Source organism: Pseudomonas sp. NUPR-002 (assembly GCF_056322725.1).
Map to the genome: position 1 here is coordinate 46,119 of NZ_CM150476.1, position 20,375 is coordinate 66,493.

The following is a 20,375-nucleotide window of genomic DNA, read 5'->3' on the forward strand; positions in this document are numbered from 1 at the left end:
ACTTTGATCTGAACAAGGAAAGCGATCGATGAAGAAGTTGGTAGTAGCACTGGGTTTGATGATGCTGGCGGGTACTGCGCTCGCAGCGGGCAAACCGTGCGAAGAATTGAAGAGCGAAATAGCCGCCAAGCTGGACGCCAAGGGTGTCAGCGGTTACTCGCTGGAAATCATCGACAAAGGTGCGGCCTCGGGCGGCAAGGTCGTCGGGACCTGCGAAGGCGGCACCAAGGAAATCGTCTACAAGCGCGGTTGACGCTGATCGCGGGGCAAGCTCCCACAGAACACACCGTGTGGGAGCGGGCTTGCCCCGCGACAACTCACCTACTCGCTGCGCATGACCTGCGCCAGCAACTCATACGAGCGAATCCGGTCGGCGTGTTCATACAGGTCGCAGGTAAAGATCAGCTCATCAGCTTGAGTCTGCTCCAGCAATACCTCGAGCTTGGCGCGGATTTTCTCCGGCCCGCCGACCATCGCCAGCCCCAGGAAGCTGCCCACCGCCTCGCGCTCATGCGGTAACCACAGGCCGTCCATGCTCTCGACCGGTGGCCGCTGTACCAGGCTTTGGCCACGCATCAAGGCCAGAATGCGCTGGTACACCGAGGTCGCCAGGTAGTTGGCGCGTTCGTCGCTGTCGGCCGCAACCAGCGGCACACCGAGCATCACATAGGGTGTGTCGAGCACTGCCGAGGGCTGGAAGTGGTCGCGGTAAATGCGGATGGCTTCGTGCATATAGCGCGGTGCGAAATGTGAGGCGAAGGCATACGGCAAGCCGCGCATTCCCGCCAACTGCGCGCTGAACAGGCTGGAACCGAGCAACCAGATCGGCACCTCGGTGCCATAACCTGGCACAGCGATGACCTTTTGGTCCGCCGTTCTTGGGCCGAGGTAACGCACCAGTTCTTCGACATCGTCGGGGAAGTCGTCAGCGCTGCCAGAACGTTCGCGGCGCAGCGCCCGTGCGGTCATTTGATCGGAGCCGGGCGCGCGGCCCAGGCCCAGATCGATACGACCGGGATAGAGACTTTCCAGGGTGCCAAACTGCTCGGCAATCACTAACGGAGCATGGTTGGGCAGCATGACGCCACCGGCACCGACGCGGATGGTCGACGTGCCACCTGCCAGGTAGCTGAGCAGAACCGCTGTGGCCGAGCTGGCAATGCCGTCCATGTTGTGGTGTTCAGCAACCCAGAAGCGGTTGTAGCCGAATTTCTCTACGTGCTGTGCCAGGTCCAGCGAATTGCGCAGGGATTGTGCCGGGCTGCCGTCTGCGCGCACTGGCACCAGGTCGAGGGTGGAGAATTTAGTGTCCGCGAGTCGCTTCATGGGCTATTGAGCCTCCAGGCAGTCATTTGGCCGACATTACGCGTAGGCCTTTTCAACTCTGTATGGGCACTTCCTGAGGATTCAATGCCTGCGGTGCAATCGCGCTGAAGCAAGGGAGGCAGAACCGTGATCGGTGCTTGTGGTCAAATGGGTGTCGGCACACTCGCTGCCGTCACAAGGAGTTGTCCCCATGATCCGTGTTGCAATCGCTGTGCTGGCTTCGCTGCTGGCAACCTCTGCACTGGCTGCGCCGAAGAATTGTGAAGAGCTCAAGGCTGAGATCGAAGCGAAGATCCAGGCCAACAACGTCAGCTCCTACACCCTGGAAATCGTCAAGAACGAAGAGGTCCACGACCAGAACATGGTGGTCGGCAGTTGCGAGGGTGGCACCAAGAAGATCATTTATCAGAAAAATGATCGCTAAGCGTCAGGGAATGCAGAAGATGTCGTTGGCTTCTTCGGCAAGCACCTTGCGTTGTGCGTCGTACAGGTAGGCACTGGGTCGCATGGCGGGTGCCCGCGCCTCCAGGCGATAACGCTGACCGGCTTCGAAGTGGTCGTAGCGCACTTTCAGGTAGCAGGTGCGCTCTACGGGGTTCATAGAGAAACCACCGGAATACACCTCGAAATCGAAACGTACTGTCAGCTCGTGTTTGCCTGGTGTGACCTGAAAGAAGCGCCCATCGTTGAGGCGCTCACCATCCAGGCGGTCGGCCATCAGCGTTTTACCAGGCGTCATGGTGTACAGATCGACCCAGGCTTGCTTGCTGTCAACTGGCGGCAAGGGGCTGGCGCACGCCCCCAGGGTACTGAGGGCAATCAGCATCATTGGCTGGCGCATGGCAAACTCCCGGCATGCAAGCTTCAAAGCATAAGCATAGCGCCATTCACCTTATCAGGTGCGTTGGCAGCCCGCCGGTAGCCCTTTGCTGATCAGATTGCGCTGCTCGTCATACAGCTTTGCCCAAGGGCGAAAGCCGATGCTGCCTGCTTCCAGTTGATAGCGTTGCCCGGCAGTGAAATCCTTGAATTTCACATTCAGCTGGCAATCGCGCCACAGCGGTTCGCTGACCGGGCCGATGTTGCTCGGCGTCACTGGGAACAGGTAGCGTACGGTCAGCTCGTGGCTGCCTGGGGGCACTTCAAAATAGCGCTTGTCGGCCCAATCACGATCATCCACCTGCACGGCATGCAAGGTATCGTCCTGGCCGGGCGCGAGGTCAATCCAGGCCTGGTTGGGGTCGGGTTGAGGCAGCAGCAGCCCGGCGCAGCCGGACAGAAGCAGAAGACTACTGATGACAAGCAGTGTACGCATGGCAAAACTCCAACCGGGCAGGATAGTCTTGAAGCTGAAGAGTTCTTGAGCGGAAAACGGGACGCGAATGCTTCGACTATTTCTTTTATTGCGCTCAAGTCTTGGGGCACTCGACCATTTTTTTCGCTACTTGGTTCCCTTGCTGGCGCTCGGGCTGCTCAACGGTTGTTCCAGCGTCAGTTATTACGGGCAATTGGCGAGCGGTCAATGGCAGCTGCTGCAGGCCCGTATGTCCGTGGCAGAGCTGGTCACAGCGCCAGACACACCGGAAAAGCTGCGCCAGCAATTGCTTCAGGCCGAACAGGCCCGCGCCTTTGCCAGTGCGCAACTGAGGCTGCCGGATAACCGCAGCTACCGGGTGTATGCCGACATTGGCCGGCCGTTTGTGGTGTGGAATGTGTTTGCGACCCCCGAGCTGTCCCTCGAACCCGAAACCCATTGCTTCCCGATAGCCGGCTGCGTTGCTTACCGCGGTTACTACAGCCAGGGCGCGGCGCGCGGCGCTGCGGCGTTGCAGAAGCAACAAGGGCTGGATGTCTATGTGGGCGGGGTCGAGGCCTATTCGACCCTGGGGTGGTTCGATGACCCGATTCTTAGCTCCATGTTGGGTTGGGGTGACGAGCGTCTGGCCGCCGTGATTTTCCACGAGCTGGCGCACCAGCAGGTGTACGTACAGGACGACACGGCTTTCAATGAGTCGTTCGCCACCTTCGTTGAACAGGAAGGGGCGCGGCAGTGGCGCGCCGCGCGTGGCCTGCCGCAGCAGACTCAGGACGACAACCAGCAGCGTGAGCAATTCATCGCCTTGGTGTTGGCCAGCCGGGAACGGCTGAAAACACTGTATGCGGCGCCGCTGAGCGTGCCAGCCAAGCGCGCTGGCAAGCAGGCTGAGTTTGAACGCCTGCGTCGCGAGTACCGGGCACTGCGCGATAGCCAGTGGGGCGGTAAAGGGCGCTTCGATGCCTGGATCAATGCACCGATGAACAATGCCAAACTGTTACCGTTTGGACTGTATGACCAGTGGGTACCGGCGTTTGCCGCGTTGTTTGCCGAAGTCGGCGGCGATTGGCAGGTGTTTTATGCGCGGGTTGCGGCGATGGGTAAGTTGGCGCCTGTGGAGCGGCAGCAGGCTCTGAATAGCATCGCGGGGCAAGCCCCCTCCCACACCGCTCGGTAGGAGCGGGCTTGCCCCGCGATCAGACCATCAACCGCGCAGAAACGCCTGATGCAGCTCACCCAAGGTCGCAAAGTGGTAAGCCGGCTGCTCTGCACTGAGTTCCTCGTGGCTGCCAAACCCGTAACCCACGGCCACCGCTTCAAGGCCATTGCTGCGCGCGCCGATCAGGTCGTGTTTACGGTCGCCGATCATCAGCGTTTGCGCTGGGTCCAGCGACTCTTCGGCCAGCAGGTGAGCAATCAGCTCGACCTTGTTGGTGCGGGTGCCGTCCAGCTCACTGCCGTAGATCACCTTGAAGTGATGGTCGAACTGGAAGTGCCGGGCAATTTCCCGCGCGTACACCCAAGGTTTGGAGGTGGCGATGTACAGCGTCCTGCCCTGCCCGTTCAGGGCTTCGAGCAGTGGCTTGACGCCGTCGAACACCAGGTTTTCGTAAAGACCGGTGACCTTGAAGCGCTCGCGGTAGAAGTTCACCGCGTCCCAGGCCTTGGCCTCGTCGAAGCCGTAGAACTGCATGAAGGCCTGCAGTAAGGGCGGGCCGATGAAGTGCTCAAGGCGGGCCAGGTCCGGCTCGTCGATGCCGAGCTTGGCCAGGGCATACTGGATCGAACGGGTAATACCCTGGCGCGGGTCGGTCAGGGTGCCGTCAAGGTCGAAGAGGATGTTTTGCTGATGCATGACTGTCTCGATAAGGGCTGTAAACCGGTTTACTCAGGCAGGTGGTAGCCTTCGGCCAGATGCTGGTCTTTGAGCTTCACGTAGTTGCTGGCGCTATAGGGAAAGAATGCGCGCTCTTTCTCGGTCAGGGCACGGGCTTGTTTGACCGGGCTGCCGACATACAGAAAACCACTTTCCAGGCGTTTGCCCGGCGGCACCAGGCTGCCAGCACCGATGATCACTTCGTCTTCGACCACCGCGCCGTCCATGATGGTGGTGCCCATGCCAACCAGAATCCGGTTGCCCAGCGTGCAGCCGTGAAGCATGACTTTGTGTCCAATGGTTACCTCATCGCCGATCAACAGCGGAAAACCGTCCGGGTTGAATGGCCCGGCGTGGGTAATGTGCAGCACGCTGCCGTCTTGCACGCTGGTGCGCGCACCGATGCGAATACGGTGCATATCGCCGCGGATCACCGTCAATGGCCAAACCGAGCTGTCGTCTCCGATCTCGACGTCTCCCAAAACCACGGCGCTGCAGTCCACGAAGGCGCGTTCGCCCAAGCGGGGTGTATGGTTCTGGAAACTGCGGATGGCCATGATAGGAGTTCTCTTTGGTATTGATAGGGCTGCGGTCGGCGTCGATTGTAATTAAGATGGTCCAGTGTTTCTTCTGCCAAGGTGTTTAACCGTGAGTGCGACCAACCCGCTCCTGCAGTCTTATGACTTGCCGCCCTTCTCGGCGATCCGTGCCGAGCATGTGCAGCCGGCGATTGAACAGATCCTGGCCGACAACCGTACCGCTATTGCCGACATTCTCAAGCGCCAGGGTCAGCAGCCAAGCTGGGCCGGCCTGGTTCTGGCGATGGACGAACTCAATGATCGCCTGGGCGCAGCCTGGAGCCCGGTCAGTCACCTCAACGCCGTGTGCAACAGCGCCGAGCTGCGCGAAGCCTACGAGGCCTGCCTGCCGGCGTTGAGCGCTTATGCGACCGAACTGGGTCAGAACCGCGAGCTGTTCCAGGCCTATGAAGCGCTGATTGCCAGCCCTGAAGCGGCGGGTTTCGACGTCGCGCAAAAGACTATTCTTGAACACGCCCTGCGTGACTTCCGTCTGTCGGGTATCGACCTGCCTGCCGAAAAGCAGCAGCGTTATGCAGAAGTGCAGAGCAAGCTCAGCGAGTTGGGCAGCCGTTTCTCCAACCAACTGCTCGATGCCACTCAAGCCTGGACCAAACAGGTCACCGACGAGGCCGCGCTGGCAGGCCTGACCGATTCGGCCAAGGCGCAAATGGCTGCTGCGGCCCAGGCCAAGGGCCTCGACGGCTGGCTGATCAGCCTGGAGTTCCCGAGCTACTACGCGGTGATGACCTACGCCGAAGATCGCGCCCTGCGTGAAGAGATCTACGCCGCTTACTGCACCCGCGCTTCCGATCAGGGGCCGAATGCCGGCCAGTTCGACAACGGCCCGGTGATGCGCGAAATCCTCGACCTGCGTCAGGAACTGGCCACGCTGCTCGGTTATGCCAACTACGCCGAGCTGAGCCTGGCAACCAAAATGGCCGAGTCCAGCGATCAGGTCCTGAGCTTCCTGCGTGACCTGGCCAAACGTAGCAAGCCGTTCGCTGCCCAGGATCTGGCCCAGCTCAAGGCCTATGCCGCCGAGCAAGGTTGCCCAGACCTGCAAAGCTGGGACAGTGGTTTCTTCGGTGAAAAACTCCGCGAGCAACGCTACAGCGTTTCGCAGGAAACCCTGCGTGCCTACTTCCCGATCGACAAAGTGCTGTCAGGGCTGTTCGCCATCGTCCAGCGCCTGTATGGCATCGAGATTGCTGAGCTCAAGGGCTTCGACACCTGGCATCCGGATGTGCGCCTGTTCGAAATCAAAGAACACGGCCAACACGTCGGTCGCTTCTTCTTCGACCTGTATGCGCGTGCCAACAAGCGTGGCGGCGCCTGGATGGACGGTGCTCGCGACCGTCGCCGCGCCGCTGACGGCAAGCTGCAGAGCCCGGTGGCCAACCTGGTGTGTAACTTCACCCCGGCCGCACCCGGCAAGCCTGCGCTGCTGACTCACGACGAAGTCACCACCCTGTTCCACGAGTTTGGTCATGGCCTGCATCACCTGCTGACCCGTATCGAGCATGCAGGTGTTTCCGGAATCAACGGTGTGGCCTGGGACGCTGTCGAGCTGCCAAGTCAGTTCATGGAAAACTGGTGCTGGGAGCCTGAAGGTCTGGCGCTGATTTCCGCGCATTACGAAACCGGCGCGGCCCTGCCCCAGGACCTGCTGGAAAAAATGCTGGCAGCGAAGAACTTCCAGTCCGGGCTGATGATGGTCCGCCAGTTGGAGTTCTCCCTGTTCGACTTCGAATTGCATGCCAGCCATGGCGATGGCCGCAGCGTGCTGGAAGTGCTTGAAGGCATTCGCGATGAGGTTTCGGTGATGCGCCCACCGGCGTACAACCGTTTCCCCAACAGCTTTGCGCACATCTTTGCCGGCGGTTACGCCGCCGGTTACTACAGCTACAAGTGGGCTGAAGTGCTCTCGGCTGACGCGTTCTCGCGTTTTGAGGAAGAAGGTGTGCTGAACGCTGAAACCGGTCGTGCCTTCCGCGAAGCCATTCTGGCCCGCGGCGGTTCCCAGGAGCCGATGCTGCTGTTCGTCGACTTCCGTGGCCGTGAGCCGTCAATCGATGCACTCTTGCGTCACTGTGGTTTGAGTGAGGAAGTGGCGGCATGAGCGATGCGCCCGTGATCAAAACGAAAAAACGCTTTATCGCCGGGGCGGTCTGCCCGGCGTGCAGCGAGCCGGACAAGCTGATGATGTGGAGCGAAGACAGCGTTCCGCACCGTGAGTGCGTGGCGTGCGGGTTTTCCGACACCCTCAATGAACAGGGGTTGTCGGTGCCCAAAGAGCTGGGTACCCGGGTCAACAAGGTGGAAGTCAAACCGGCTGAGGCAAAGGTGCAGACGGTACAGTTCTTCCCCAATCCGAAGCTTAAAAAGCCTGTCGAGTAAGGCGGGTGTGGCACCCGATACAATTACGTTTCGGGTGCCACATAGTTAACACCCGTCATTGAGTGCGGCGTTCCAGAGTGATGAGATTATTCACGTCACTCTGGAATCAGCATGCACAGCGATAACCCCTTCCTGCAAAACGACCAGCCGCTCGATTATGCGGCGGTCCGCCTTGAGCATCTGCGCGCAGCGGTCGAGCAGATCATCAGTGATAACCGTATCGCCCTGGACGTCATCATCGAGCAGCAACGTACCTTGCCAACCTGGGACGACCTGGTGCTGGCGGTGGATGCGTTGGATGCGCGTCTGAACAACACCCTCTATAGCATCGCGCCGTTGCTTTCACTCGAAGGTGACTGGCAAGAGGATGCGAATGAGTGTTGGGATCTGGCCCAGGCCTATTTCCTGCAGAACCTGCAAAACGCCGAGTTGTTGAGCCTGTACGAGCGCCTGGCGGCCAGCACCTATGGCATGAATCTGGATCGGCAGCGCAAAGCGGCGTTGCAACGAACCCTTAAAGCCATGCGCCTGTCGGGGGTTCACCTGACGGACATTCAGCGCGAGCAGCTACAGGCGCTGGAGCAGCGAATCAGCGACCTGCAGAACGCGTTTTTCGACAACGTGGTGCGCTCTGGCGAGGCCTGGAATGTGCACATCATGGATGAGCAGCGCCTGCGTGGCATACCGGCACTCAATCGGGGGGCGATGGCGGCGGCGGCACACACCAAAGCGTTGAGCGGATGGCTGATCACCCTAGAAGAAGCGCCGTGCCTGGCGGTAATTGAGCATGCCCAAGACCGCGATTTGCGTGAGCAAGTGTACCGGGCGTGGATGACACGCGCGGTCAGCCAGGAACCCGGTGAGGACAACGGTGAAATCTTTCAGGATCTGGCTGATGCCCGGCAGGAAAAGGCTCGTTTGCTTGGGTTCGATCGCTTTCCACTGTTCAATTTGCAACGCAAAGGCGGTGTTTCTCAGGATCAGGTGATACGCTTTCTCCAGCAACTGAGTCGGCAGGCAAAGCCGAGCTTTGAACAGGAACGTAAACGCCTGCAGGACTTTGCCCAGCAGCAGGGTCTGCCGCAGGTCCAGCCCTGGGACGTCGCTTATCTGCGCAAGCAGGCTCGACAAATGCCTTTGAGCCTGTCCGAAGACGAGGTGCACGCTTGTTTCTCGCTGGATACCGTAATCAAGGCCCTGGTCGATCTGGCCAAGCAGCTGTTTGGTGTTGTACTGCGCGAGACACCTACTGCCAGCTGGCACCCAAGTGTGCGCACGTTCGAGGTCGAGCAGGACAATGCGTTACAGGGACATCTGCACATCGATGCCATCGCCAGGGACGGCAAACATGCGGAAGGCGCCTGGACCTACTACCTGAGTAACCGCCATATTGACGCTGAAGGCCGCTACCACGGCAGCGCGGTGGCGATGTTTGCCAGTGTGGCCGCCGGACAGGGCAATGTTCCACCACTGTTGAGCCATCTGGACCTGCGCAAGGTGTTTCATGAGTTTGGCCACTGTCTGCATCACCTGTTGGTACGTACCAACAATTACCACCTGTCGGATGTACAGAACCTGGGCCCTGGTGGCTTTGAGGTAGCCGGCAAATTGCTTGAGCGTTGGTGCTGGTCGGCGCAGTACCTGGCGAGCATTTCTTCGCACTACCTGACTGGGGCGCCACTGAGCGCTCCGGCACTGCAGACGTTCCTCGAACAACTTCAGGCGCAAGAGCAGTCGAAGCTGGCGGTGGAGCTGGCAAAAGCGTTGTTTGATATGGACCTGCACAACGCCCCGGATGATGGGCGCAACGTGCAACAGCGGGTCGAAGACAGTTTCAGCGCCGCCGGGGCCTGGCCGCTGGCTGACTTCGAGAGGCCGTTGCATGCGTTCGATCATCTGGTGACAGGCTACGAAGCGGGTTATTTCGGCTACCTGTGGGCCGATGTGCATGCCTTTGACCTGTTCAGCCGTTTTGAGCAGGAAGGCTTGCTCAATCGGGCAACCGGGCGCGAGTTGCATGAGCTTGTGTTTATGCCTGGCGCTTCGCAGCCCATTCAGGTAGGGGTCGAAAGCTTTCTCAAGCGCCCGCTGAGTGCTGCGCCATTTCTTCGCTGGCATGGATTGAGCGCGTCCTGAGGTTTGCTGCCCAGCGGTGCTGGATCAACTGAGCACCCTGTTGTACTGTATAAAAAAACAGTGAAAGGGTGCGCCATGCATACTCCAGCGCCGCTGCGTGGTCGCGGCACCACCAGCAATCCTCATAATCGTTTCGCCCCGAACCGCTCGGTGGTAGAAGACGACGGCTGGTATCAGGAAGTGCCGCTGACCCAAGGCACCGAAGTGCGCAGTGAAACGGCCAAGAGCATCATTACCCGCAACAACTCGCCTGACCTACCCTTCGACCGCTCGATCAATCCTTATCGCGGCTGCGAACATGGCTGCATTTACTGCTACGCACGCCCCAGCCACGCCTATTGGGACTTGTCCCCGGGGCTGGATTTCGAAACCAAGCTGATCGCCAAAACCAACGCCGCCGAGGTGCTTGAGCAGCAACTGAGCAAGCCGGGCTACGTCTGTGCACCGATCAACCTCGGCTCCAACACCGATCCTTACCAGCCCATCGAGCGCGAACAGCAACTGACCCGACGCTTGCTGGAAGTGCTGCTGCGATATCGCCATCCGGTCACTATCGTAACCAAAGGCTCTCTGATCCTTCGCGACCTTGATCTGCTTACCGAGCTTGCTCAGCAGCGGCTGGTGTCAGTGATGATCAGCCTGACCACGCTCGACGACGAACTCAAGCGCACACTGGAACCACGGGCGGCAGCCCCCAAGGCGCGGCTACGGGCCATCCGGGTGTTGAGTGAGGCTGGTATTCCCGTCGGTGTTCTGTGCTCGCCGATGATCCCGATGATCAACGACAGCGAGTTGGAGCACTTGCTGGAGGCCGCCAAGGCCAATGGCGCCAGAACTGCGGCGTACATGTTGTTGCGCTTGCCGCTGGAAGTCGCGCCGTTGTTTGAACAGTGGCTGCAGGATCACTATCCGCAACGGGCTGGTCATGTAGTGAGCCTGATCCGCCAGAGCCGCGGCGGTGAGCTGTATGACAGCCGCTTTGGTGCGCGGATGCGCGGTGAAGGTGTTTTTGCCGAGTTGCTGGCGCAGCGCTTCAGCCGCGCCATTCGTCGTTTCGGGCTGAACCTGCGTGAAGGCTACGCGCTTGATTGCACTGCATTTTGTCCGCCGGGCCGACAAATGTCGTTGCTCTGATTTCCATAATGGGTATTGGCCACTGATGCTTTTTTGATACTATTTTGGCATCGCTTTGAATCGCTGAAATGCCCGTGCTAGAGCCTCGCAATTCAGTTTGAGTTAAGTTTTCCCGGGTAGCGTAGGAATTCAGTCAACAACTGATGTGATTGTTGGTGCGCGCAGGTCATCCAAGTGACATGCGCTGTTTGAATCATCAACCCGGTAGAATGGACTTAACCTAAAAACGTCAAAGAGGATGAATCATGCCCATCAAGGACCCATCCAAGGCCGTACCGGATGTACCCGCCGAAAGCGCTGATGCTGCCCTGAAGCATATCGTCGATGGCTTTCTGCGGTTTCACCACGACGTATTTCCTGAGCAGCAAGAGCTGTTCAAGAAACTGGCCACTGCACAAAAGCCTCGGGCAATGTTCATCACCTGTGCCGACTCGCGCATCGTGCCCGAGTTGATTACCCAGAGTTCTCCTGGCGACTTGTTCGTCACCCGTAACGTCGGCAACGTTGTGCCGCCCTACGGGCAAATGAACGGTGGTGTATCCACCGCCATCGAATATGCCGTGCTGGCCCTGGGCGTTCATCACATCATCGTTTGCGGCCACTCTGACTGTGGCGCCATGCGTGCAGTGCTCAACCCTCAGAGCCTGGAAAAGATGCCGACGGTCAAGGCCTGGCTGCGTCACGCCGAGGTTGCGCGCACGGTGGTTGAAGACAACTGCTCTTGCGGCAGCGAGCATGAAAGCATGCAAGTGCTGACCAAAGAAAACGTCATCGCGCAGTTGCAGCACCTGCGCACGCATCCTTCGGTTGCTTCGCGTCTGGCTGCTGGCCAGCTCCACATTCACGGCTGGATCTACGACATCGAAACCAGCCAGATCGAAGCCTATGACGCCGCGAGCGACAGCTTCCTGCCGCTGACTGCCGGTCAGCCAATCCCCAGCGCTACCCCGAAAGGCCGCTACTAAGCGTCCCTGAAACTCCCGCGACACGCTGATTGACGGCTGCACCCTCCGGGTGTGGCCTGGTCATCGGCTGCCTTGAATTTCCCTGACTGCCCTGCCGGCTCGCTGGCGGCCTGCGCCTGCGCGCGCGTCAGGGGTGTGTTATCGGCCATCGGAATGGCTGTGAACGTGAGAGAAGGAGTGACACGGTGAACAAAACACAGATCAAAGCGGCACTGCCGCGTGAATTACTGGCATCGGTAGTGGTTTTTCTGGTCGCCCTGCCCTTGTGCATGGGCATCGCCATTGCCTCGGGGATGCCACCGGCCAAAGGCCTGATCACCGGGATTATTGGCGGCATCGTGGTCGGCTGGCTGGCCGGCTCGCCACTGCAGGTCAGTGGCCCGGCGGCGGGGTTGGCCGTCTTGGTGTTCGAGTTGGTGCGCCAGCATGGCGTGGCGATGCTTGGCCCGATCCTGTTGCTCGCGGGCTTGCTGCAATTGCTGGCCGGGCGTTTGCGGCTGGGGTGCTGGTTCCGGGTGACGGCACCGGCCGTGGTGTACGGCATGCTGGCGGGGATCGGCGTGTTGATTGTCTTGTCTCAGGTGCATGTGCTGTTCGACAGCGCACCGCAGCCGTCCGGGTTGGCCAACTTGATAGCGTTTCCGGAAACGGTCAGTCAGGCGCTGCCAGTGGAGCACCAGGGCAACGGCTGGAAAGCCGCACTACTGGGGTTTGGCACCATTGCGCTGATGTGGGGCTGGGAGCGTTGGCGGCCGCAGTCGTTGCGTTTTGTGCCCGGTGCCTTGCTCGGCGTCGCGCTGATGACTGCCGTCAGTATCTGGCTGGCGCTGCCGGTCAATCGCGTTCAGGTACCAGCCGACCTGAGCGAGGCAATCGACTGGCTGCGCCCGGCCGACTTGCTCAACCTCGCTGACCCGAACCTGCTGGTTGCAGCCTTTGCCCTGGCCTTTATCGCCAGTGCTGAAACCTTGCTGTCGGCTGCCGCGGTAGACCGCATGCACAATGGTCAGCGTTCGGATTTCGATCGTGAGCTGTCGGCCCAAGGCTTGGGCAATATGCTTTGCGGAGTACTCGGCGCGCTACCGATGACCGGGGTGATCGTACGCAGCTCGGCCAACGTTCAGGCGGGTGCGCGGACGCGCCTGTCGGCGATCCTGCATGGCGTCTGGTTGCTGGCCTTTGTGGTGATGCTCAGCAGCGTGTTGCAACAGATTCCGGTGGCAAGCCTGGCGGGCGTGTTGGTGTATACCGGTATCAAGTTGGTGGATTTCAAAGCGTTCAAGGGCTTGGGCCGTTATGGCCGGATGCCGATGTTCACCTATGCCGCTACTGCGTTGGCGATCATCTTCACTGATCTGTTGACCGGGGTGCTGCTGGGCTTTGCCCTGACCCTGTTGAAGCTGGCGCTCAAGGCGGCGAGATTGAAGATCAGTGTGGTCAGTCGAGACGAGCCGGATCACTTGGAACTGCGCATGAGTGGTGCGGCGACCTTTCTCAAGGTTCCGGCGCTGGCACAGGCTCTGGAGGGGATCCCGGTGGGCACCACGCTGCATGTGCCGTTGGCCAACCTAAGCTATATCGACCATTCCTGTCTTGAGTTGCTTGAGGATTGGGGGCGAGCTAATGCGGGCAACGGCTCCCGTCTGGTGATCGAGCAGCACCGGCTAAAACGCCGGGTTGAAGGGCGGGTGCGTACGACGGTTGGTTTGGGGGCTTAGTGTTATCGCGGGGCAAGCCCGCTCCTACAGGGAATGTGTGATTCCGGTGGGAGCGGGCTTGCCCGCGATGTGTTTACTGTCAGGCCGGCTGATCCAGCCCCACGCCTAGTTGGCGCGACAGGCACGGCCAGCGCTTCCAGGCTGCGCCAGTGTCCGGGCTGCTGAGTTTTTCCCGGTATTGCTCTACCGACTCCAGGGCAAAGCTCTCGTCATTGAGCATCTCATCGACCGAGTGGTGCACCACTTCATCCAGCTGGTTGGCAAATTCTTCGCCGATCAGTTGGTGAGCAATCAAGTTGGCCACGGTGGTGTCCAGCGGGATCAGTGGCTGATTGAAGTGCTTGATGTACAGGTCATTCACTTCTTCCACCAGGCGGTGTGCCAGGTAGGCTTCGTCCAGCAGGCAACCCAGGCCCAGATGAGCGTTGGTGATGGCGGGTGGTTGCAGGAAATACTGTTCGGCGATTTTCAGCACCGGCTTGATCTGCGATTCGATGCCAGCTTCGCGGGCCACTTCATTGGCCGCCTCGAGCATTTCCGGAACCTGTTCAATGTAAGCGCCGACGAAGCGGGCCAAGGCATCTTCGGCGTTGATTGCCGGCAACTGGATCGATGGATGCAGGTGCGGTAGTTGCTTGGTGAGTTGTTCTTTCAGTTGGCCGGTTTCGGTCTCATGTTGATGGGCACGGCTAATCTGCGCGCGCAAAGCGGCGATGTTCATGACAACTCCAGGGTAAAGACGTGACAAACGGAAGACATAAGGTAGCTTGGTTCTGAAAAGCGCTAAGACGCATTTTGCATAACCCTGATCCGTTTATAGTTACTAATTATATCGAAATGCCATCATTGTGCTTCTATCCTAGTTAAACCGGGGCTTTGCGCGCAAACGTTCAACTGTCAGGCGGTTGAATTTTTTATCGCGTTGCGTGGTCGAGGTCGCTGTCTATACTCCGGTTTGAAGGTGATTCGCTGATGAGGCCCGACTGCAGTTCGCAGGGGCTCGGTCGTCGAAGTTCGCAGTCTTGGCCGCCGTACCCTTAGCCGTAGGTCCACGCCTCCGGGATAACAAGAACGATAAGGGGAACCCGCAATGATGCGACATCCACACGTCTGGATGGGCCTCCTGTTGTGGTCGGTATTCGGTCAGGCCAACGCCGCCTGGACCGTGAACATGGCGCCAGGGGCGACTGAAGTCAGCAACGCAGTGTTCGACCTGCACATGACCATCTTCTGGATCTGCGTGATCATTGGCCTGGTGGTCTTTGGCGCAATGTTCTGGTCGATGATCATCCACCGTCGTTCCACCGGGCAGCAGCCTGCGCATTTCCACGAGCACACCTGGGTCGAGATCATGTGGACGGTGGTGCCGTTCCTGATCCTGGTGGCGATGGCCATTCCCGCAACCAAAACCCTGATCGACATCTACGATGCCAGTGAGTCGGACGTCGATATCCAGGTCACCGGTTACCAGTGGAAGTGGCACTACAAATACCTGGGCCAGGACGTTGAGTTCTTCAGCAACCTGGCCACGCCCGCCGATCAGATCCACAACAAAGCCCCGAAAGACGAGCATTACCTGCTCGAAGTCGACCAGCCATTGGTGCTGCCGGTCGGGGCTAAAGTGCGCTTTCTGGTGACCGCCGCCGACGTCATTCACTCCTGGTGGGTGCCGGCCTTTGCGGTCAAGCGCGATGCCATCCCCGGCTTCGTCAACGAAGCCTGGACCCGGGTCGAGAAGCCGGGCATCTACCGCGGTCAGTGCACTGAGCTGTGCGGCAAAGATCACGGCTTCATGCCTGTGGTGGTCGAGGTCAAATCGAAGGCCGACTACGAAACCTGGCTGGCCGAGCGCAAAGCCGAAGCGGCCAAGCTCAAAGAGCTGACCAGCAAGGAATGGACGCTGCAAGAGCTGGTGGAGCGTGGCGACAAGGTTTACCACACCACCTGCGTGGCCTGTCACCAGGCTGAGGGTCAGGGCCTGCCGCCGATGTTCCCGGCACTCAAAGGTTCGAAAATTGCCACCGGTCCCAAGGAAGATCACCTGAGCATTGTCTTCCACGGCAAGCCTGGCACGGCCATGGCGGCGTTCGGCAAGCAACTGTCGGAAGTCGATATCGCTGCGGTAGTGACCTACGAGCGCAACGCCTGGGGCAACAACAAGGGCGACATGGTCACGCCAAAAGATGTGCTGGCGATGAAGCAGGCAGAAAGCAAATGAGCCGGCCTGACCGCAATTCCCGCACCAGTCACCGGACTGCAGGAGACAGGACATGAGCGCAGTGATCGACGACCACAGCCACGGTCATGAGCACGCCCACGGACCGGCCAAGGGCCTGATGCGCTGGGTGCTGACCACCAACCACAAAGACATCGGCACCATGTACCTGTGGTTCAGCTTTATCGCCTTCCTGCTCGGTGGCTCTTTTGCCATGGTGATCCGCGCCGAGCTGTTCCAGCCCGGGTTGCAGATTGTCCAGCCGGAGTTCTTCAACCAGATGACCACCATGCATGGCCTGGTGATGGTCTTCGGTGCGGTGATGCCGGCCTTCGTTGGCCTGGCCAACTGGATGATCCCGCTGATGATCGGCGCGCCAGACATGGCCCTGCCACGGATGAACAACTTCAGTTTCTGGCTGTTGCCAGCGGCATTCCTGTTGCTGGTTTCAACCCTGTTCATGCCCGGCGGCGGGCCGAACTTCGGCTGGACCTTCTATGCCCCGCTCTCGACCACCTACGCCCCGGAAAGCGTGACGTTCTTCATTTTCGCCATCCACCTCATGGGTATCAGCTCGATCATGGGCGCGATCAACGTGATCGCTACCATTCTTAACCTGCGTGCGCCGGGCATGACCCTGATGAAGATGCCGTTGTTTGTCTGGACCTGGCTGATCACCGCCTTCCTGCTGATCGCGGTGATGCCGGTACTGGCAGGTGTGGTCACCATGATGCTGATGGACATTCACTTCGGCACCAGCTTTTTCAGCGCTGCCGGTGGCGGTGACCCGGTGCTGTTCCAGCATGTGTTCTGGTTCTTCGGGCATCCTGAGGTGTACATCATGATCCTGCCGGCGTTCGGCGCGGTCAGCTCGATCATTCCGGCGTTCTCGCGCAAGCCGCTGTTCGGCTACACCTCGATGGTTTACGCCACCGGGGCGATTGCCTTTCTGTCCTTTATTGTCTGGGCACACCACATGTTCGTGGTTGGCATTCCAGTGGTCGGCGAGCTGTTCTTCATGTACGCCACCATGCTGATCGCCGTGCCGACCGGGGTGAAGGTGTTCAACTGGGTCAGCACCATGTGGGAGGGTTCGCTGACCTTCGAAACGCCGATGCTGTTCGCCATCGCCTTCGTCATTCTATTTACCATCGGCGGCTTTTCCGGGCTGATGCTGGCCATCGCCCCGGCCGACTTCCAGTACCACGATACCTATTTCGTGGTGGCCCACTTCCATTACGTGCTGGTGCCGGGGGCGATCTTCGGGATCTTTGCATCGGCCTATTACTGGCTGCCGAAATGGACCGGGCACATGTATGACGAAACCCTCGGCAAGCTGCATTTCTGGCTGTCGTTCGTTGGTATGAACATGGCCTTCTTCCCGATGCATTTCGTGGGCCTTGCTGGCATGCCGCGGCGGATTCCCGACTACAACCTGCAGTTTGCCGACTTCAACATGGTCTCCTCGATCGGGGCGTTTACCTTCGGTGCTACGCAGATCTTCTTCCTGTTCATTGTCATCAAGTGCATTCGTGGTGGAGCCCCGGCTCCGGCCAAACCCTGGGATGGCGCTGAAGGGCTGGAGTGGTCCGTGCCGTCGCCAGCGCCCTATCACACCTTCCAGACACCACCGGAAGTGAAATGAACCCGCAACGCCGGAGGATGAGCCATGAGTGAAGGGACCTCGCTCAAACGCCTGGTAGTGAGGCTGATGCTGCTGACCGTGGTGATGTTCGCCTTCGGCTTTGCCCTGGTGCCGATTTACGACGTGATGTGCAAAGCCTTCGGTATCAACGGCAAGACCGGCGGGCAGTATGCCGGTACCCAGGTCAGCGACCCGAACCGCAGTGTGAAAGTGCAGTTCATGTCGACCAATGCCAGTGACATGGTCTGGGAGTTCTATTCCACTGCCGATCAGATCGACGTCAATCCCGGTGCGGTCAATCAGATGGTGTTCATTGCCCGCAACCCGACCGACAAGCCGATGAGTGCCCAGGCCATTCCCAGCATTACCCCGGCCGAAGCGGCGGCGTACTTCCACAAGACCGAATGCTTTTGCTTTACCCAGCAGGTGCTGCAGCCGGGTGAGCGCATCGAAATGCCAGTGCGTTTCATCGTTGACCGTGACCTGCCCAAGGATGTGAAACACCTGACGCTGGCTTACACGCTGTTCGATATCACCGCTCGCCACCCGCCGGTTGCACACCTGGCGGGCCCGGCCACACAGGGCGCCCGATAAGGAGAACACTCCATGGCTTCGCATGAGCACTACTACGTACCGGCGCAAAGCAAGTGGCCGATCATTGCCACGGTCGGCATGTTCATCACGGTGTTCGGCCTGGGCACCTGGTTCAACGACCTCAAGGCCGGGCGCCCGGAATCTCATGGGCCATGGATCTTTTTCTTCGGTGCGCTGTGCCTGGTCTACATGTTCTTCGGCTGGTTCGGGGCGGTGGTCAAGGAAAGCCGGGCCGGGCTCTACAGCCCACAACTGGATCGCTCATTCCGTTGGGGCATGTCCTGGTTCATTTTTTCCGAGGTGATGTTCTTCATCGCCTTCTTCGGCGCCCTGTTTTATGTGCGTAACCTGGCTGGGCCCTGGCTCGGAGGGGAAGGCGCCAAAGGCGTAGCGCACATGCTGTGGCCGAATTTCGAATTTTCCTGGCCCCTGCTGAACACACCTGATCCCAAGTTGTTTCCGCCCCCCAGAGACATTATCGACCCCTGGCACTTGCCGTTGATCAACACCATTTTGCTGGTGAGTTCCAGTGTCACCGTGACCATCGCGCACCATGCCTTGCGCAAGGATCACCGCGGTGCCCTGAAGTTCTGGCTGGGGCTGACCATTGCGCTGGGCATCGCCTTTCTGATCCTGCAAGCCTACGAGTATCACGAGGCCTATACCCAACTGGGCCTGACCCTCGGCTCGGGCATCTATGGCGCCACCTTCTTCATGCTCACCGGGTTTCATGGCGCCCACGTGACCATGGGCACAATCATTCTGATTGTGATGCTGGTGCGGATCATGCGCGGGCATTTCAACGCCGATAAACACTTCGGCTTCGAGGCCGCCAGTTGGTACTGGCACTTCGTCGATGTGGTGTGGGTGGGGCTGTTTATCTTCGTTTACGTGCTGTGAGCCGGCTCAGAACGGCGCATGGGAGACCAGTTGGCCGCTGTAGAAGCCCCAGGTGATTAGCGCCAGGGTTAGCGCAGCGAGTGTGACCCGAACGGTCAGGGCTTTGAGCAGACGCGTGGAGTGTCCGTCGTCCTTGACCAGAAAGATCAGGCCACTGAACAGGCTAGCGATGGTGGCCAGCAGCATCAGGACAATCGCGGCTTTGAGCATGGCGAAACTCCGGGGGGATGCATCGATGACTTTAAGTATAGCGACTGACCATGGGGTGATCGGGTGAAGCCATTTCGCCCAGGCTGGGTGCCGACCCTGGTGGTACTGCTGCTGTTGCCCGGGCTGATTGCCCTGGGCTGCTGGCAGCTCACGCGTGCCCAGGAAAAGCGCGAGCTGCTTGCCCGCTACGCTGAGCGCCAGGCCGGTGAAGCCATCGCCGCCGGGCAACTGCCGCAGCTGCCGGATCCGGCGTATCAGCGGGTGCACCTGTACGGTCATTTCGATGCCGCGCACAGCCTGTTGCTCGACAATCGCCTGCGTGATGGTCGGGTCGGCGTCGAACTGCTGCAACCGTTTCTCGACCAGAACAGCGGCCTCTGGCTGCTGATCAATCGTGGCTGGTTGCCTTGGCCAGACCGGCGCACCCCCGTGCAGTTCACTACCCCGGAGCAGCCGCTGAGCCTGGATGCCTGGGTGTATGTCGCCCCCGGCGCGGCCTTTCAGCTGCATGCCGACCCGCAAGGCGGCAGTTGGCCGCGGCTGCTGACGGCGATTGATGCCCGTCACCTCTGGCCACAGCTGGCTCGCGAAGGCTTCCCTTACGAATTACGTCTGCAAGCAGGCCCGGCCAGCTACCGCCTGGACTGGCCGGTGGTTGCCATGGGCCCGGAAAAACACCTGGGCTATGCCGTGCAGTGGTTTGCCCTGGCCTTGGCGTTGGTTCTGCTCTACCTCTACTTCGGCTGGCATAACAACAAGGAGAAACAGCATGGGAGCCGTCACGAGTCCACTCAACATGTCTGAAGGCAAGACGCCGTCTAGTCGCGCCCGTGGACGCCTGCAACTGATCTTGATCCTGCTGGTGGTCATCGGCCCGATGCTGCTGGCCACGGCCATGTACAAACTGCAGTTCTGGGTGCCCGACAGCCGCAGCTATCACGGCGAAATGATCGGCAACGGGCAAAGCCGTGCCGACCTTGGCGTCAACGCTGATGTGCAGCGCTGGCAGTTGCTGGTCAGTGCCCCCAAAGAATGCGGGCTGGACTGCCAGCAGTTGGTGTACCTGGCCCGGCAGATCCAGATCGGCCTGGGGCGTGATGCCAGCCGTGCCAGTCATGCGCTGGCCGTGACCCAGCCACTGAGTGCGGACTTCCAGGCTCGACTGGAACGTGAATACCCACAGCTGCAACGCTACCCACTGGACCTGAGCAAGTACGAGACGGTCAGCCAGGGCAAGCAGGATGCCCAGCTGTGGATCGTCGACCCACACGGCAACCTGGTGCTGCGCTACGACGCCAGGGTCAAGGGCAAGGATTTGCTCAATGACCTGCGCCACCTGCTGAAGCTGTCCAACATCGGCTAG

22 protein-coding genes are annotated in these 20,375 nt (G+C 59.8%); 15 read left to right on the forward strand and 7 right to left on the reverse strand.

Annotation, left to right across the window (positions count from 1 at the left end; genetic code table 11):
* Nucleotides 1-28: 28 nt before the first annotated feature.
* Nucleotides 29-253 carry a DUF1161 domain-containing protein gene (locus tag ACVWSC_RS00210; protein WP_442111144.1) on the forward strand — a complete coding sequence of 75 codons (225 nt, stop codon included), beginning with the start codon at nucleotides 29-31 and terminating at the stop codon, nucleotides 251-253.
* 68 nt (nucleotides 254-321) lie between these two features.
* On the opposite strand, the gene ACVWSC_RS00215 is transcribed toward ACVWSC_RS00210, so the two are convergent.
* Nucleotides 322-1,326, reverse strand: a complete 1,005-nt coding sequence (locus tag ACVWSC_RS00215; RefSeq protein WP_442111146.1) for an LLM class flavin-dependent oxidoreductase — start codon at nucleotides 1,324-1,326, stop codon at nucleotides 322-324.
* A 190-nt stretch (nucleotides 1,327-1,516) separates the two neighbouring features.
* Between ACVWSC_RS00215 and ACVWSC_RS00220 the strand changes: the two genes are divergently transcribed.
* Nucleotides 1,517-1,750 carry a DUF1161 domain-containing protein gene (locus tag ACVWSC_RS00220; protein ID WP_442111148.1) on the forward strand — a complete coding sequence of 78 codons (234 nt, stop codon included), beginning with the start codon at nucleotides 1,517-1,519 and terminating at the stop codon, nucleotides 1,748-1,750.
* A gap of 3 nt (nucleotides 1,751-1,753) precedes the next feature.
* On the opposite strand, the gene ACVWSC_RS00225 is transcribed toward ACVWSC_RS00220, so the two are convergent.
* Complete coding sequence (locus ACVWSC_RS00225) at nucleotides 1,754-2,167, reverse strand: PA0061/PA0062 family lipoprotein (RefSeq protein WP_442111150.1); 414 nt, start codon at nucleotides 2,165-2,167, stop codon at nucleotides 1,754-1,756.
* 54 nt (nucleotides 2,168-2,221) lie between these two features.
* The gene (locus tag ACVWSC_RS00230) at nucleotides 2,222-2,641 is read right to left on the reverse strand and encodes a PA0061/PA0062 family lipoprotein (RefSeq protein WP_442111152.1); all 420 of its coding nucleotides are present in this window, start codon (nucleotides 2,639-2,641) and stop codon (nucleotides 2,222-2,224) included.
* A gap of 67 nt (nucleotides 2,642-2,708) precedes the next feature.
* Between ACVWSC_RS00230 and ACVWSC_RS00235 the strand changes: the two genes are divergently transcribed.
* Entirely contained in the window at nucleotides 2,709-3,818 is a 1,110-nt protein-coding gene (locus tag ACVWSC_RS00235; protein WP_442111154.1) for an aminopeptidase, read from the forward strand.
* 27 nt (nucleotides 3,819-3,845) lie between these two features.
* Here the strand turns inward: ACVWSC_RS00235 and ACVWSC_RS00240 are convergent, their stop codons facing one another.
* Both ACVWSC_RS00240 and ACVWSC_RS00245 read right to left on the reverse strand, forming a co-directional pair.
* Nucleotides 3,846-4,496: an HAD family hydrolase gene (locus ACVWSC_RS00240; RefSeq protein WP_442111156.1), complete on the reverse strand. Its 651-nt coding sequence runs from the start codon at nucleotides 4,494-4,496 to the stop codon at nucleotides 3,846-3,848.
* A gap of 29 nt (nucleotides 4,497-4,525) precedes the next feature.
* Complete coding sequence (locus ACVWSC_RS00245) at nucleotides 4,526-5,074, reverse strand: gamma carbonic anhydrase family protein (RefSeq protein WP_442111158.1); 549 nt, start codon at nucleotides 5,072-5,074, stop codon at nucleotides 4,526-4,528.
* A 91-nt stretch (nucleotides 5,075-5,165) separates the two neighbouring features.
* Here ACVWSC_RS00245 and prlC point away from each other — a divergent pair, with 91 nt between their 5' ends.
* From prlC to ACVWSC_RS00275, 6 genes are all read left to right on the forward strand, one after another.
* Nucleotides 5,166-7,217, forward strand: coding sequence for an oligopeptidase A (prlC, locus tag ACVWSC_RS00250; protein ID WP_442111160.1), 2,052 nt, complete (start codon nucleotides 5,166-5,168; stop codon nucleotides 7,215-7,217).
* A complete protein-coding gene (locus ACVWSC_RS00255) occupies nucleotides 7,214-7,495 on the forward strand; it encodes a YheV family putative zinc ribbon protein (protein WP_442111162.1) in 282 nt (93 codons plus the stop codon). The genes prlC and ACVWSC_RS00255 overlap by 4 nt, the downstream gene beginning before the upstream one ends.
* Nucleotides 7,496-7,606: 111 nt before the next feature.
* Nucleotides 7,607-9,631 (forward strand): M3 family metallopeptidase, encoded by a 2,025-nt coding sequence (locus ACVWSC_RS00260; RefSeq protein WP_442111164.1) that lies wholly within the window; start codon nucleotides 7,607-7,609, stop codon nucleotides 9,629-9,631.
* A gap of 75 nt (nucleotides 9,632-9,706) precedes the next feature.
* Nucleotides 9,707-10,765 (forward strand): PA0069 family radical SAM protein, encoded by a 1,059-nt coding sequence (locus tag ACVWSC_RS00265; protein ID WP_442111166.1) that lies wholly within the window; start codon nucleotides 9,707-9,709, stop codon nucleotides 10,763-10,765.
* A 245-nt stretch (nucleotides 10,766-11,010) separates the two neighbouring features.
* Nucleotides 11,011-11,730, forward strand: a complete 720-nt coding sequence (locus ACVWSC_RS00270) for a carbonic anhydrase (RefSeq protein ID WP_442111168.1) — start codon at nucleotides 11,011-11,013, stop codon at nucleotides 11,728-11,730.
* Nucleotides 11,731-11,915: 185 nt separating this feature from the next.
* Nucleotides 11,916-13,448, forward strand: coding sequence for a SulP family inorganic anion transporter (locus tag ACVWSC_RS00275; protein WP_442111170.1), 1,533 nt, complete (start codon nucleotides 11,916-11,918; stop codon nucleotides 13,446-13,448).
* A 79-nt stretch (nucleotides 13,449-13,527) separates the two neighbouring features.
* On the opposite strand, the gene ACVWSC_RS00280 is transcribed toward ACVWSC_RS00275, so the two are convergent.
* The gene (locus ACVWSC_RS00280) at nucleotides 13,528-14,169 is read right to left on the reverse strand and encodes a hypothetical protein (protein WP_442111172.1); all 642 of its coding nucleotides are present in this window, start codon (nucleotides 14,167-14,169) and stop codon (nucleotides 13,528-13,530) included.
* Between the two features lie 369 nt (nucleotides 14,170-14,538).
* Here ACVWSC_RS00280 and coxB point away from each other — a divergent pair, with 369 nt between their 5' ends.
* From coxB to ACVWSC_RS00300, 4 genes are read left to right on the forward strand one after another with little or no spacing between them, the layout of a single operon-like run.
* Nucleotides 14,539-15,666, forward strand: a complete 1,128-nt coding sequence (coxB, locus tag ACVWSC_RS00285; protein WP_442111174.1) for a cytochrome c oxidase subunit II — start codon at nucleotides 14,539-14,541, stop codon at nucleotides 15,664-15,666.
* 52 nt (nucleotides 15,667-15,718) lie between these two features.
* On the forward strand, nucleotides 15,719-17,308 hold the full coding sequence (gene ctaD / locus ACVWSC_RS00290; RefSeq protein WP_400174007.1) for a cytochrome c oxidase subunit I: 1,590 nt from the start codon (nucleotides 15,719-15,721) through the stop codon (nucleotides 17,306-17,308).
* A gap of 24 nt (nucleotides 17,309-17,332) precedes the next feature.
* Nucleotides 17,333-17,902, forward strand: a complete 570-nt coding sequence (locus ACVWSC_RS00295) for a cytochrome c oxidase assembly protein (protein WP_133213462.1) — start codon at nucleotides 17,333-17,335, stop codon at nucleotides 17,900-17,902.
* A 12-nt stretch (nucleotides 17,903-17,914) separates the two neighbouring features.
* Nucleotides 17,915-18,802 carry a cytochrome c oxidase subunit 3 gene (locus ACVWSC_RS00300; protein WP_442111176.1) on the forward strand — a complete coding sequence of 296 codons (888 nt, stop codon included), beginning with the start codon at nucleotides 17,915-17,917 and terminating at the stop codon, nucleotides 18,800-18,802.
* Nucleotides 18,803-18,808: 6 nt separating this feature from the next.
* Here the strand turns inward: ACVWSC_RS00300 and ACVWSC_RS00305 are convergent, their stop codons facing one another.
* Nucleotides 18,809-19,012 carry a twin transmembrane helix small protein gene (locus ACVWSC_RS00305; protein ID WP_442111178.1) on the reverse strand — a complete coding sequence of 68 codons (204 nt, stop codon included), beginning with the start codon at nucleotides 19,010-19,012 and terminating at the stop codon, nucleotides 18,809-18,811.
* A gap of 63 nt (nucleotides 19,013-19,075) precedes the next feature.
* Between ACVWSC_RS00305 and ACVWSC_RS00310 the strand changes: the two genes are divergently transcribed.
* A complete protein-coding gene (locus ACVWSC_RS00310) occupies nucleotides 19,076-19,816 on the forward strand; it encodes an SURF1 family protein (RefSeq protein ID WP_442111180.1) in 741 nt (246 codons plus the stop codon).
* The gene (locus ACVWSC_RS00315; RefSeq protein ID WP_442111182.1) at nucleotides 19,782-20,375 is read left to right on the forward strand and encodes a hypothetical protein; all 594 of its coding nucleotides are present in this window, start codon (nucleotides 19,782-19,784) and stop codon (nucleotides 20,373-20,375) included. The genes ACVWSC_RS00310 and ACVWSC_RS00315 overlap by 35 nt, the downstream gene beginning before the upstream one ends.